We start from the raw sequence: 14,231 nt of genomic DNA, 5'->3' as shown, positions 1-14,231 counted from the left end.
CTGGGTCATACTACTCCGTCCGGATCGGCGAATCCTTCAGGCCGTTGTTGTCGTAGGCCTTGCGCAGCGTGCCGTTCGTCGTGGCCTCCGTCATGAATTTGGTGACGAACGCCAATGCCTGACTGTGGCCGAGCGGGACGGCGACGGCGGTCACCGTCTTCTTGAACGTCTCATCCAGCACACGCGTACCCGGAATCTTCTGCGCCATCTTGTTGAGCTGGTTGCGCGACAGCGCGAAGGCGTCGATCTCGCCGCTCTTGAGCAGGCCGAAGATCTCGTCATAGGTCTGATAGCCCGTGACCTTCGCATTCCTCAAATGCGCGATGGCGCCGCGCATGGTGGTGGTGGCGTTGACGGCCGCGACCTTGACGCCCACCTGGTCGAGCGTGGCGAAGTTGGTGATGTTCGAACCGGGCTTGACGATGTAGGTGGCGTCGGCGACCTCGTAGATCGGGCCGAACATCATCTTGGTCTCGCGATCGGGATCCTTGGGAAGCCAGGTGACGTCCCATGTGCCTTTCGACGCGGCGTCGGTGATCTGGCCGGAATTCTGGTGCACGACATATTCGACGGGCACGCCAAGTTGCGCCGCCAACTCCCTGCCGAGATCGACGGGAACGCCGGCATAGCCGGCCTCGGCCTTGGTCGACCAGAACGCACCGCCCGCCGGGCTGATCGCGATCGCAACCCGCAGCTTGCCGACCGGCGCGATCTCGTCCTTCAGGCCATCAGCTAGCGCGGGCATGGCGACCACCGCTGCGAGAACGAGGCCGGCAAGGGCCGATTGGAGCGACGTGGGCATGTCATGGTCTCCTCACCTTTTCTTCTTCCGATGCATCACGTCGGTCACATGGCCTTTGACACAATTCTGGTCGATCGTGCGCTCAGTGAAAAGCCATTTGTCATGACAAACCTGTTAAAGGCCACGCCGCCGTTTGCAGTGCAAGGCCGCTGACTGCCATGGCTATGGTGTTCCACGGACGGGCATTTGTTGGTAGCCTGCCTGCACCGACAGACAGCAACCCGGGGGCCACCGAATGACGCGCGCGAATCCCGCATCACGTAAGGAAGCGTGGAGACATGTCGGGCGGGCCTTGGCAACGGCAACTGCCGTGATCGCGCTCGCCGGCTGCGAGGACAAGAACACCTTCGTGGCGCCGCCACCGCCCAAGGTGGACGTGGCAACGCCGGTGCAGCGCGCCGTGACGCGCTATGTCGAGGCCACCGGCAACACCGCGCCGATCAAGAGCGTCGATCTCGTCGCGCGCGTGCAAGGTTTTCTGCAATCGATCGACTATCAGGACGGCACCTTCGTGAAGCAGGGCACTCAGCTCTTCACCATCGAGCCGGAGACCTACAAGCTCAAGGTCGAGCAGGCGAAGGCCGCGGAGGTCGGCGCGCAGGCCACCGTCAAGCAGGCCGAAGCCGATTACAAGCGCCAGGTCGAGCTCGTGCAGCGCCAGGCGGTGTCGCAGTCCACGCTCGACACCTCGACATCCACCCGCGACAACGCTCAGGCCAGTCTGCAGCAGGCCCAGGTCAATACCAGGCTCGCCGAGGTCAATTACAGCTATACCAGGGTGACGGCGCCGTTCGATGGCATCGTCAGCGCGCACTTGGTCTCGGTCGGCGAGCTCGTCGGCGTCTCCTCTCCGACCCAGCTCGCGCAGATCGTCGCGCTGGACCCGATCTGGGTGAACTTCACGGTCAACGAGCAGGACGTGCTGCGCATCCGCGCCGAAGCGGCCCGTCGCGGGCTGACCGTCGCCGACCTCAAACAGTTGCCGATCCAGGTGGGCCTCCAGACCGAGACCGGCTATCCGCATGAAGGCCACCTCGACTACGTCTCGCCGACCCTCAATACATCGACGGGCACGCTCGCGGTGCGCGGCGTCGTGCCCAACGACAAACGGGTGCTGCTGCCCGGCTATTTCGTTCGCGTCCGCGTGCCCTTCGACCAGGAGAAGAGCGCCCTGCTCGTCCCCGACACCGCGCTCGGCAGCGACCAGGGCGGCCGCTATCTGCTGGTGGTCAACAGTGACAATTTCGTCGAGCAGCGCAAGGTGCAGATCGGCCCCGTCGACAACGGCTTGCGCGTGATCGAGAGCGGCCTGAAGCCGGAGGACCGCGTGGTGATCGCAGGATTGCTGCGGGTGATCCCGGGCCAGAAGATCGACCCGCAAGTGACGAAGATCGAGCAGCCGCAGGCCTCTGCCAAGTAGGAGCGCCGGCCATGATCTCAAAATTCTTCATCGAGCGGCCGGTCCTCTCGAACGTCATCGCGCTGCTGATGATTCTGATCGGCGGCGTCGCGCTGTTCAATCTCGCTATCGCGCAATATCCCGATGTGGTGCCGCCGACCGTGCAGGTCACCACGCGCTATCCCGGCGCCAGCGCCAAGACCGTGATCGACACCGTGGCGCTGCCGATCGAGCAGCAGGTCAACGGCGTCGAGGACATGCTCTACATGCAGTCCTACAGCGGCTCCGACGGCACGTATACGCTGACCGTGACCTTCAAGATCGGCACCGACCTCAATTTCGCGCAGGTGCTGGTGCAGAACCGCGTCTCCAGCGCGCTGGCGCAATTACCGCAGGCGGTGCAGAACCAGGGCGTCACCGTGCAGAAGCGGTCGACCTCGATCCTGCTATTCGTGACGCTGACCTCGCCCGACGCGAAGTACGACAGCCTCTATTTGAGCAACTACGCCACCATCAACATCCGCGACGAGCTCTCCCGCCTGCCCGGCGTCGGCAACGTCACGGTGTTCGGCGCCGGCCAGTATTCGATGCGGGTCTGGCTCGATCCCAACAAGCTGCAAGTCCGTGGCCTGGTGCCGCAGGACGTCATCAACGCGATCCAGCAGCAGAGCCAGCAGGTCTCCGCCGGCCAGGTCGGTGCGCCACCGACGCCGCCGGGCCAGGCGTTTCAGTACACGCTCAACGTCAACGGACGACTCGACGACACCAGCCAGTTCGAAAACATCATCGTCAAATCGGGCACGAGCGGCGACGTCACGCGGGTTCGCGACGTCGGCTGGGTGGAACTGGGCGCGCAGACCTACAGCCAGATCTTCTCGCTCAACAAGCAGCCGGCCGTCGGCATCGGCGTATTCCAGTCGCCCGGCGCGAACGCGCTCCAGGTCGAGCAGGCCGTCGAGAGGAAGATGGCGGAGCTCGCCAAGCGCTTCCCCGAAGGCATCAAATACGACACGCCGTTCGACACCACCAAGTTCGTGCAGGCCTCGGTGCACGAGGTCTACATGACGCTGATCGAGGCCGGCCTGTTGGTGCTGGTCGTGATCCTGGTGTTCTTGCAGGACTGGCGCGCCATGCTGGTGCCGGCGACGACCGTGCCGGTGACCATCATCGGCGCGTTCGCCGCCATGGCGGCGCTCGGCTTCACCATCAACATGTCGACGCTGTTCGCGATCGTGCTCGCGATCGGCATCGTGGTCGACGACGCCATCGTCGTGGTCGAGGGCGCCGCTCACAATATCGAGCAGGGCATGAACGGCCACGACGCCGCGATCAGGGCGATGGATCAGTTGTTCGCGCCGATCGTCGGCATCACCCTGGTGCTGATCTCGGTGTTTCTGCCGGCCTCGTTCCTCGCCGGACTGACCGGGCGCATCTATTCGCAATTCGCGCTGGTGATCGCCGCGACCGCGCTTCTGTCCGCCATCAACGCGGCGACCTTGAAGCCGACGCAGTGTGCGCTCTGGCTGCGGCCGGCGGTGCCGCCGGAGCGGCGCAATTTCTTCTACCGCGGCTTCAACGCCGTCTATAACCGGCTCGAGCGCGGTTACACGCGGCTGATCGGCTTCCTGGTCAGGCACGCCACCGTCTCGGTCGCGGTGGCGCTGGTCCTGATCGGAATCGGCGGCTACGGCCTGTCGCGGGTGCCGACCGGCTTCCTGCCGATCGAGGACCAGGGCTATCTGATCGCCGCCGTGCAGCTGCCCGACGGCGCCGCGCTGGAGCGAACCCAGACGGTGCTCGACAGAGCGAGTGAGCTGATCAAGGACACCCCAGGCGTCCAGCAGGTCATCACCATCGCCGGCATCTCCGCGCTCGACAACAGCGCGAGCCTTGCCAATGCCGGCGTCGCCTACATCATCCTGAAGGACTGGGCGGCGCGCAAAGGGCCCGGCGAGGATCTGCGCTCGCTGGTGTACGGGCTCAATGACAAACTGGCGACCATCATGGAGGCGCGCACCATCGTGCTGCCGCCGCCGCCGATCCAGGGCATCGGCAATGCCGCCGGCTTCTCGATGCAAGTCGAGCTGCGCGACGGCAACAGCGATTTCGCCAAGCTGCAGGCCATCACCGGGGCGATGGTCAGTAACGGCCAGAGCCAGAGCGCGCTGCAGCGCGTGCAATCCTCGTTCCGCTCGTCAGTGCCGCAATTCAACGTCGAGATCGATCGCGTCAAGACCCAGACGCTGCACGTCACCACCGATCAGGTGTTCTCGGCGCTATCGACTTATCTGGGCTCATCCTACGTCAACCAGTTCAACAAGTTCGGCCGCGTGTTCCAGGTCTACACCCAGGCCGATCCGGCGTTCCGCGTCACCGAGCACGACATCGCCAACATGCAGGTGCGCAACTCGAACGGCGACATGATCCCGATCGGCACCGTCGCCAAGATCACGCCGGCCAACGGCCCGTCGCTGATCAGCCTCTACAACCTCTATCCATCCTCGACCGTCATCGGCCTGCCGGCGCAGGGCTATTCCTCCGGCCAGTCGCTGCAGCTGATGGAGGAGATCGCGGACAAGACGCTGCCGCCGGGCACCGGCTATGAATGGACCGCGATGTCCTATCAGGAGAAGGCAGTCTCCAACCAGATCTACTGGGTGTTCGGCCTCGCCATGCTGCTGGTCTATCTCGTGCTCGCCGGCCAGTATGAGAGCTGGTACGCGCCGATCTCGGTGATCCTCGCGGTGCCGCTGTCGCTGCTCGGGCCGATGCTGATCCTCAGCGGGCTCAAGATCGACAACAACCTCTATTGCCAGATCGGCTTGATCCTGCTCATTGCGCTGTCGGCCAAGAACGCGATCCTGATCGTCGAGGTCGGGCTCGAGCTGCACGGCCGCGACGGCAAGCCGCTCCTGGATTCCGCGATCGAGGCGGCGCGCGCCCGCTTCCGTCCGATCCTGATGACGTCGTTCGCCTTCATCCTCGGCGTGGTGCCCCTGGTGCTCGCCACCGGCGCCGGCGCCAGCGCGCGCAAGTCGATCGGCATCACCGTGTTCTCGGGCATGCTGGCCTCGACCTGCCTCGCAGTGCTGTTCGTGCCGGCCTTCTTCGTGGTGGTGCAGCGCTTCGAGAACTGGCGCGCGTCGAAGAAGGCGCCGAAGGCGAAGGTGGCGGAGGTGAAGCCTTGAGAGTGTCGGTAGGATCAGCGGCGCGGCGTTCTCGGTGTAACCTCTCCCGCTTGCGGGAGAGGTCGGCGCGTAGCGCCGGGTGAGGGCTCTCTCCTCTGGGGGAGTGTCCCAATGTGGAGACACCCTCTCCCCACCCCTCTCCCGCAAGCGGGAGAGGGAGCGCACCGTCGTCTACGCCTTCTCCGCCGGTGCCTGTCGCGCCTCGCCGCTCGAGACCAGCAGCACGGAGACCTTCGACTGCCTCAGCACGGCGGCAGCGACGCCGCCGAAGGAGAGATGGTCGGCCTGGATCCTGTCGACGCCCATGACCACGAGGTCGACGTCGGTGGTGTCGATCTCGCGCAGGATCGCCGTCTCCGGCGCGCGGTTCACGCGCAGCGTCGTGGTGATGTCGACGTCGTAGCGGGCGGCGAGATCGCTGGTGTCCTTGAGGATGCCCGTCTCCTGGCTCAGTCCGCGAGAGGTGCCGCGCTGCGCACCCTTGTCGCGCGTCGTCGTCACATAGATCACCCGGAGCGAGCCTGAGCCGGCCTGCGCCAGCGCCACCGCGACCTCGGCGCCGCGCTTGGAGACGCCGCTGCCGGAGACCGGAACGAGGATGTTGAGCGCGTCGGGCACCGGTTGCTTCAAGTGCCTGCCCTTGGCCACCACGATCGCGAGCGGCCCCTCGAACTCGGCGGCGATGTCCTCGATCTTCCGGTCGAAGCGATCCTTGGCGGCAGCGACTTTGTCGATGCCGACGACGAGGAGGTCAAAGCCCTTGCGCGCTTCGTCGGCAATGGTCTCGCCGAGCTCCGCGCGCCTGGTCCGGGTGACGACATCGACGCTGCCGGCACCCTCGTCACCATTGGCGGAGACGGTTGCGGCCGCCTTCTTCACCACGGCTTCGTGGCTCTCGCCCTCGCCCTTGTCCTGCTCCCTGGCGCGCTCGCCGATGTGCAGCACGGTGATCGGCAGGCCGCGCATGCCGGCAATCACGCCCGCGACGTGCGCGGCGAAGGTGGCGTTGACGCTCTCGTCCACCGCGAGCAAGGGACGTTCGAGATTGGCGATGAAGCCGCGCTTCTCGAATTCTTCCCGCTCCAGCCGCTCCTTCTCCTCCTCGTTCACCGGCAGCTTTGCCAGCGCCGCGCGCAGCATCGGCGGCATCGCCATCGTGGTCAGGATCGCCATGGTCACGATCATGGTGAACAGGTTCTGGCTGAGCACGCCGATGGAGAGGCCGATGGTTGCGATGATCACCTCGGTCGAGCCGCGCGCATTCATGCCGCTGGCGAGCGCCAGGGACTCCCTCGCATTCAGCCCGCCCAGGGTGCCGCCGACGAACGCGCCGCCGAATTTGCCGACACTGGCGATCACGACCAGCAGGCCGGTGAGCATCAGGAGATTGGGATCGCGAAGCACCGAGAGGTCGGCGCTGAGCCCGGCGAGGCCGAAGAACACCGGCATGAAGAAGCTCGAGATCAGGCCGCGCAGGCGCTCGTCGATCTGCCGCGTCAGGATCGGAGACTCCCCGACCAGGATGCCAGCGACGAAGGCACCTAGCACGGTGTGGACGCCGATCAGATGCGTGATCATAGCCATGACGCTCATCAACAGCAGGATCACCGTGATGACGGCCGCCGCGCTGACGAGATTGTCGTTCGCCCAGCGGATCAGCTGGAACACCAGGCGGCGGCCAATGGTGAAGCTGACGGCCAGGAAGGCGAACGTTCCCAGCATGGCCTTGGCCACGGAGGCGACATCGAGCGTGCCGTGCGAGGCCAGGCTGAAGATGACGGCGATGATGATCCAGCCGATGGTGTCGTCGATGACGGCGGTCGCGACGATGATCTGCCCGACATTGCGGCGCATGAAGTTCATCTCGCGCACGACCACGGCGACGATCTTCACCGAGGAGATCGACAGCGCCGTGCCCATGAACAGCGAGGCCACGAGGCGCGCGTGCGGATCGGGCAGCAGCGCATCCGGCAGGAACTCGCCGAGCGCAAAGCCGAAGGCGAAGGGCACGAGGATGCCGGCAATCGAGATCGCGATCGCCGCCTTGCCGACCTTCCGGACCAGCTTGAGGTCGGTCTCCATGCCGGTCAGCAGCAGCAGCAGCAGAATGCCGAACTGGGCGATGCCGTCGATCATCGCCTTCTGCTCGGGCGTCTTCGGGAAGATCGCGTGCTGCGCCTCGGGCCAGATCCAGCCGAACAGCGACGGCCCCAGGATGATGCCGGCGAGCAGTTCGCCCATCACCGAGGGCTGGCCGATGCGCTGCATGATCTCGCCGAGACCGCGGCCGACCCCGATCAGCAAGACGATCTGCGCCACCAGGAGGAATTCGGACGGGCCGGCCGATTTGCCGCCCTCAGCACTCGCCGCAATGGTGGTGAGGACAAGCGCCGCGGGGACAAGGCCGACCGGTCGGAGCAGGCTCCACTGCATGCGGGTGTCATTCCCCCTTCATCTGCCCGACGAAGCGCCGGGGCGACGGGGGTAGAACCCGCGGGAGGCGGAGGGAGTTCCGGCTTTCCGCTGCCGGTCCTTGGGGGGCTTCAACAATAAGTGCGAAAACAACCCCATGCACAGTAGAACAGCGTTGTTGGCGTTGAGGTTTTCCGGCGGCAACCGGCGTTTGACACGTCGGGCAAAACACCGGCAGAATGGCATCATCGGCAGGCACTACGCGACGTGCCGCCACATCCCCCCGTCATTGCGACTGTTCCCCGTCATTGCGAGGAGCTCTTGCGACGAAGCAATCCAGAGTCCCTCCACGGAAAGATTCTGGATTGCTTCGCTGCGCTCGCAATGACGGTGTGGCGTGAGCAGCGCACCTCACGATGGCGCTTCACGCCGCCTGCGGCGTCCGGATCTCGCGCGGCAGGATCAGTGCGGCGGCGATCGCGAGCAGGCAGAGGGCGGCGAAGGCGTGCAGCATGGTGACGAAGCCGCCCTGCTCGTAGAGCCAGGCGACCAGGCCGACCGAGGCACCGGCCGCGGTGAAGCCGACGAAATAGCGCACGGCATAGGCGCGCGAGCGCCACTCTTCCGTGGTGTACTTGCCGACCATGGCATCGTTCACCGTGACCTGCCCGAACGCGCCCATGACGATGCCGATCGAAACCACGATCAGCGGCAGATTGGACAGGCTTGCGGCCAGATACAGGAACGGCGCCAGCATGAAGGACAGCGGCAGCGCCACCGTCTTCAGCGAATAGCGGTCGAGTAGCCGCCCGATCGTGTACTGCGTCATCGCGCCGAACACGTAGACACCGGCCGCGATGACGCCGAGCAGCGCCGGGCTCTTGGTCAGGTCCGCGAGCCGCTCGGCGAACAGCTTTGGCAGCGCCACGGTCACGGCGTTGAAGGTGGTGGAGATCGCGACCACGACGATCAGCAGCGACAACACCACGCGCCACATGTCCTGCTTGGCGACGCGCGCCTGCGCCGCTGCCTGCTTGGAGCCCTTGCGATCCTCATGGACGACCGTCAGCGCAAACGCGATGCCGATCAGGATGGTGACGATGCCGGGAACGATGAAAGCAAACCGCCAGCCGAGATACTGGCCGATCACGCCGGTGACCAGCGCCGAGGAGGCAACACCGAGATTGCCCCAGACGCCGTTGAGCCCCATCTCGCGGCCGAGCTTGTCGGCATAGGACACGATCATCGCGGTGCCGACGGGATGATAGATCGAGGCAAACATGCCGATCGCGAGCAGCGCCGCGCCGAGCTGCGCCGGGGTCTGCACGAAGCCGACCGCGATCATGGAGGCGCCGATGCCGACGAAGAAGATCAGCATCATGTGGCGGCGGCTCCAGCGGTCCCCGAGCCAGCCGGTCAGCAGCGAGCCCGCGCCGAAGGCGACGAAGCCCGGCGTCGCGTAAGGCAAGAGTTCCGAATAGGCCATGCCGAGCGCCGGTCCCATGATGATGACGGCGGCGGCAAAGATCAGCATCGAATAATGGTCGATGAAATGGCCGGCATTGACGAAACTGATGACCCGGCTGGGGCTGTTCATACGAATCCTCTCCTGCTCCGAAATGAGTTATATGTCCTGGGCATGACGGGATGCTGCCAATGACTGTCGTCGAAACGCCAATCCTCCGGGAGGTCCGGGGCAACCACCGCTCGACCGCGGGCGTGCACCTGGTCGCGCGCGACTATCCCAAGGGGTTGCGGATCGACCCGCACTTGCACCGCGAGGCGCAGCTGATCTATGCCGCCAAGGGCACCATGCAGGTGACGACGCCCGGAGGGCGCTGGCTGGTGCCGCCGGACCGCGCGGTCTGGGTGCCCGCCGGGCTCGAGCACGCTATCGACCTGCTCGCCGACATCGAGATGCGCACGCTGTATTTCGACCTGCCCTGGCTGAAGCGCGAGCAACAATATGAGGGACTGACCAAGGAGTTCGTGGTCCGGGTGTCGCCGCTGCTGCACCAGGCGATCCTGGCGCTGTTCGACGCGGGCAATACCGAGGCGCGGACCGAGCTGCTGGTTCGTCTCGTGATGCTGGAATTGCACCAGGCCGAGGATTCCACGACCTTCGTGCCGCTGCCGCGCGAAGTGCGCTGCCGCCGCGCCGCGATGATCATGCTCGACGATCCCACCGGCCTGCACGACATCGACACGCTGGCGCGCGCGGTCGGAACCTCCGCGCGCACGCTGTCGCGGCTGTTCTCGACGGAAACGCAGCTGAGCTTCAAGAGCTGGTGCCAGCGCGCAAGGATTGCGGCGGCGATCCAGCGGCTATCGACGGATGCGAACGTGTCGGTGAAGCAGCTTGCGACGCAGCTGGGCTATGCCAGCGTGCCGGCGTTCTCGGCGGCGTTCCGGCAGGTGACGGGGCGGACGCCGACGGAGTTTGCCACACACTCAGTGTCATCGCCCGCGAAGGCGGGCGATCCAGTATTCCAGAGGCGGCGCGGCTAGAACCGAGAAGCCACGGTGTACTGGATGCCCCGGTCAAGCCGGGGCATGACAGTGTACCGTGGGCTGCATGGCACCACTAAAGATACAAAATTCCCCTGCTTGATTGTGATCGGCTTCCGCCTAAATCCCATGTAAGCTTCCGCATCGCACAAACCGGAATCGAAAAGTCCAGATGGCCAACGCCTTCTTCTCCGATCTGCTCGCCACCATCTCCGAGCGCGGCCGCACGCTGCTTCGCCGCGGCGACGGCTCGGACACCAAACCAGACGCCGCCGGGCTGATGGCGCTTTGCGACGCGCTGCTCTCGGGCCGGGGCGAAGCCTCGGGCACCGCGATGGCGCGCGAGGTGCTCGATCTCTACCAGGAGCTGGATGCGGCCGGACGCCGCGCTTTCTTCGAGGCGCTGGTGCGCGATTTCGGCCCCGATCGGGAGCGGCTGTCCAAGGCGATCGAGAAATGGCGCGCCCAGCCCACCGACGAGGACGCGAGCTCGCTGCATTTCGCTTCCGAGCCGCGACGGCAGGAGCTGATCCGCCGCCTCAACCGCGCGCCGGGCGGTACCGGCGATCTCGTCAGCATGCGGGCCGATCTGCTCGGCATGATGAACGGGCACACCGATCTCGCCGCGCTCGATCGCGACGTCTCACATCTTCTCTCTTCGTGGTTCAACAGGGGGTTTCTCGTGCTGCGCAGGATCGACTGGTCGACCCCGGCCAACATCCTCGAAAAGATCATCCGTTACGAAGCCGTGCATGAGATCTCCGACTGGGACGATCTGCGCCGCCGCATCGATCCGGTCGACCGCCGCTGCTACGCCTTCTTCCACCCTGCGATGGTCGACGAGCCCTTGATCTTCGTCGAGGTGGCGCTGACCGAGGCCATCCCCGGTGCGATTGCGCCGCTGCTCGCGGTGGACCGCCAGCATCTATCGATCGAGCGCGCGCGCACTGCCGTGTTCTATTCGATCTCCAACACCCAGCGTGGCCTTGGCGGCATCTCGTTCGGCAACTTCCTGATCAAGCAGGTGGTCGAGGAGCTGCGCCGCGAGCTGCCGAAGCTCGACACCTTCGTGACGCTCTCGCCGGTTCCGGGCTTCATGCAATGGGTGAAGCAGGACAAGGACCTGCCGCTGTCGGACGAGGACTGCGAGACGCTGAAGCGTCTCGACGATCCCACATGGTTCGAGCATCCCGAGACGACAGCGCTGCTGCGCAGCATTCTGGAGCCGCTCGCGGCGCACTTCTTCCTGAAGGCACGTACGCCGAAGGGCAAGCTGATCGACTCCGTCGCCCGCTTCCATCTCGGCAACGGCGCCCGGCTCGAGCGCATCAACTGGCTAGGGGATCTCTCACCAAAGGGCATGCGCGAGTCCGCCGGCGTCATGGTCAACTACCTCTACCGCCTCGACGACATCGAGAAGAACCACGAAGCCTACGCCAACGACGGCGAGGTCGTGGCGTCCAGCGCGGTGAAGAAGCTGCTGAAGGGCGAAGGCCGGCGGCTCTTGGATATGCGGTTGTCGTAAGGGACGCTCGCTCGCGCCACCGTCATTGCGAGGAGCTCGCGACAAAATTGCGCAGCAATTTTGCGCTGATGCGACGAAGCGACCCAGACTGCCTCCGCAGAAAGCCTCTGGATTGCTTCGCTGCGCTCGCAATGACGAAGTGTGTTGCAGCAGCTCGTGTATCTCAACCTGCCGTTCGCCGCGGACCAAGGCGTCCGCAATCGCGCTCGATCTTTCCATCGTCATTGCGAGGAGCTCTTGCGACGAAGCAATCCAGACTGCCTCCGCGGAACGACTCTGGATTGCTTCGCTGCGCTCGCAATGACGGAGTGTGTGGCGGCAGGCCGGCTACTCCGCCAGCGCCTTCATTTCCTTGTAGAGATCCGACTTGCCTTCGAACCCGATGCCTGCCAGCTCCGGCATGGTGATGTGGCCGTTCTCGACGCTGATACCGTCGGGGAAGCCGCCATAGGGCTGGAACAGGTCGGGGTAGCTTTCGTTGCCGCCTAAGCCCAGGCCGGCGGCGATGTTGAGCGACATCTGGTGGCCGCCATGCGGGATGCAGCGGCTGGGGGACCAGCCATAAGTCTTCAGCACCTCCAGCGTGCGCTGATATTCGCACAGGCCGTACGACAGTGCGCAGTCGAATTGCAGCCAGTCGCGATCGGGGCGCATGCCGCCGTAGCGGATCAGGTTGCGGGCGTCCTGGTGGCTGAACAGGTTTTCGCCGGTTGCCATCGGGCCCGGATAGAACTCGGCGAGCGCGGCTTGCAGCGCATAGTCGAGGGGATCGCCGACCTCCTCGTACCAGAACAAGGGATAATCGCGCAGCATTTTTGCGTAGGCGATGCCGGTCTCGAGGTTGAAGCGGCCGTTGGCGTCGACGGCGAGCTGCGCGTCCTTGCCGATCTCCTTCAGCACCGCCTCGATGCGGGTGCGGTCCTCGTCGATCGGGGCGCCGCCGATCTTCATCTTCACGACGTTGTAGCCGCGGTCGAGATAGCCGCGCATCTCGCCGCGCAGCATCGAGAGGTCCTTGCCGGGATAGTAATAGCCGCCGGCGGCATAGACGAACACGCGCGGATTGGCGGTCACGCCGTGACGCTCGGCAAGCAGGCGAAACAGCGGCTTGCCCGCGATCTTCGCCACCGCGTCCCACACCGCCATATCGATGGTGCCGACCGCGACCGAGCGCTCGCCATGGCCGCCCGGCTTCTCGTTGGTCATCATCGCGGCCCAGACCTTGTCAGGGTCGAGATTGTCGCCGGCGGCATTGAGCAGCGAGTTCGGATCAGCTTCGAGAATGCGCGCGGCAAAGCGCTCGCGGATCAGGCCGCCCTGCCCGTAACGGCCATTGGAGTTGAAGCCGTAGCCGACGACGCGCTTGCCATCGCGCACCACGTCGGTGACGACGGCGACCAGGCTCGTCGTCATCCTGGTGAAGTCGATATAGGCGTTGCGGATCGGCGAGGAGATCGGTTTTGTAATTTCGCGGACGTCGACGATGCGGACGGACATGGGGTTTGGCCTTTGGTGGTTATTGTCGTCATTGCGAGGAGCTCGCGACAAAATTGCGTAGCAATTTTGCGCTGATGCGACGAAGCAATCCAGATCGTCACTGCGGAAAGATTTCTGGATTGCTTCGCTTCGCTCGCAATGACGAGGAAAGAGTGTGCGCCGCGCGCTTACTTCTTATCCCTGAAATACGGCTCGACGGGACCATGCACCTTGATGGTCAGCGGGTTGCCGTAGCGGTCCTTGGCGTTGCCGGCGGTGACGCGGACCCAGCCTTCGCTGATGCAGTATTCCTCGACATTGGTCTTCTCGATGCCCTTGAAGCGGATGCCGACGTCGCGCGCCAGGATGTCCGCGTTGTAATAGGGGCTGTTCGGATCGACCGACAGGCGGTCCGGAAATTCGTCGCTCATGATTGTCTCGCTCACAGCAGTGTTTCGATTTGATTGCGCAATCCTTCGGGCCGCGCGGTCGGCGCGTAGCGCGCGACCACCTTGCCGGCACGATCCACCAGGAATTTGGTGAAATTCCATTTGATGGAGGCGCCGAGAAGCCCGGATTGCTGCCGTTTCAGGTACTCATACAGAGGGTGTGCGTTGGCGCCATTGACGTCGATCTTCTCGAACAGCGGGAAGGTGACGTCGTAATTGGTCGAACAGAACGCCTGGATCTCGTCCGCCTGCCCCGGCTCCTGCGCGCCGAACTGGTTGCAGGGAAAGCCGAGCACCGAGAAGCCGCGCGGCGACAGATCGCGATAGAGATCCTCCAATCCGCGATATTGCGGCGTGAAGCCGCATTTGCTCGCGGTGTTGACGATCAGCAGCACCTGTCCCTCGAAACGGCGCATCGGCACCTCCTCGCCGGCGAGCGAGTTGGCCCTGAAGTCGTAGATAGCAGTCATCG

10 protein-coding genes are annotated in these 14,231 nt (G+C 64.8%); 4 read left to right on the top strand and 6 right to left on the bottom strand.

Features of this window, described 5'->3' with window-relative positions:
- Nucleotides 1-10: 10 nt before the first annotated feature.
- A complete protein-coding gene (locus tag AAE027_RS29500) occupies nucleotides 11-802 on the bottom strand; it encodes a transporter substrate-binding domain-containing protein (RefSeq protein WP_370989455.1) in 792 nt (263 codons plus the stop codon).
- A gap of 235 nt (nucleotides 803-1,037) precedes the next feature.
- Here AAE027_RS29500 and AAE027_RS29495 point away from each other — a divergent pair, with 235 nt between their 5' ends.
- Nucleotides 1,038-2,222, top strand: coding sequence for an efflux RND transporter periplasmic adaptor subunit (locus AAE027_RS29495; RefSeq protein ID WP_370989454.1), 1,185 nt, complete (start codon nucleotides 1,038-1,040; stop codon nucleotides 2,220-2,222).
- 11 nt (nucleotides 2,223-2,233) lie between these two features.
- Nucleotides 2,234-5,389, top strand: a complete 3,156-nt coding sequence (locus AAE027_RS29490; RefSeq protein ID WP_370989453.1) for an efflux RND transporter permease subunit — start codon at nucleotides 2,234-2,236, stop codon at nucleotides 5,387-5,389.
- 171 nt (nucleotides 5,390-5,560) lie between these two features.
- On the opposite strand, the gene AAE027_RS29485 is transcribed toward AAE027_RS29490, so the two are convergent.
- Both AAE027_RS29485 and AAE027_RS29480 read right to left on the bottom strand, forming a co-directional pair.
- On the bottom strand, nucleotides 5,561-7,822 hold the full coding sequence (locus AAE027_RS29485; RefSeq protein WP_370989452.1) for a cation:proton antiporter domain-containing protein: 2,262 nt from the start codon (nucleotides 7,820-7,822) through the stop codon (nucleotides 5,561-5,563).
- Between the two features lie 403 nt (nucleotides 7,823-8,225).
- Complete coding sequence (locus tag AAE027_RS29480; protein ID WP_370989451.1) at nucleotides 8,226-9,398, bottom strand: MFS transporter; 1,173 nt, start codon at nucleotides 9,396-9,398, stop codon at nucleotides 8,226-8,228.
- Nucleotides 9,399-9,457: 59 nt separating this feature from the next.
- On the opposite strand from AAE027_RS29480, the gene AAE027_RS29475 reads away from it, so the two are divergent.
- Nucleotides 9,458-10,309, top strand: coding sequence for an AraC family transcriptional regulator (locus AAE027_RS29475; protein WP_370989450.1), 852 nt, complete (start codon nucleotides 9,458-9,460; stop codon nucleotides 10,307-10,309).
- 172 nt (nucleotides 10,310-10,481) lie between these two features.
- Nucleotides 10,482-11,834, top strand: a complete 1,353-nt coding sequence (locus AAE027_RS29470; protein ID WP_370989449.1) for a malonyl-CoA decarboxylase — start codon at nucleotides 10,482-10,484, stop codon at nucleotides 11,832-11,834.
- A gap of 327 nt (nucleotides 11,835-12,161) precedes the next feature.
- Here the strand turns inward: AAE027_RS29470 and tarD are convergent, their stop codons facing one another.
- The 3 genes from tarD to AAE027_RS29455 all read right to left on the bottom strand — a co-directional run bounded on the left by tarD (nucleotide 12,162) and on the right by AAE027_RS29455 (nucleotide 14,229).
- A complete protein-coding gene (tarD, locus tag AAE027_RS29465; protein WP_370989448.1) occupies nucleotides 12,162-13,331 on the bottom strand; it encodes a D(-)-tartrate dehydratase in 1,170 nt (389 codons plus the stop codon).
- Between the two features lie 167 nt (nucleotides 13,332-13,498).
- The gene (locus AAE027_RS29460) at nucleotides 13,499-13,741 is read right to left on the bottom strand and encodes a DUF3297 family protein (RefSeq protein ID WP_035730878.1); all 243 of its coding nucleotides are present in this window, start codon (nucleotides 13,739-13,741) and stop codon (nucleotides 13,499-13,501) included.
- 11 nt (nucleotides 13,742-13,752) lie between these two features.
- Nucleotides 13,753-14,229 (bottom strand): glutathione peroxidase, encoded by a 477-nt coding sequence (locus tag AAE027_RS29455; RefSeq protein WP_370989447.1) that lies wholly within the window; start codon nucleotides 14,227-14,229, stop codon nucleotides 13,753-13,755.
- Between the last annotated feature and the right edge of the window lie 2 nt (nucleotides 14,230-14,231).

The organism is Bradyrhizobium sp. DN3 (genome assembly GCF_041357655.1).
In the GTDB taxonomy this organism is placed as follows: Bacteria; Pseudomonadota; Alphaproteobacteria; order Rhizobiales; family Xanthobacteraceae; genus Bradyrhizobium.
Note: the sequence above shows the minus strand (reverse complement) of the source record. Positions and strands in the feature narration are given on the sequence as shown.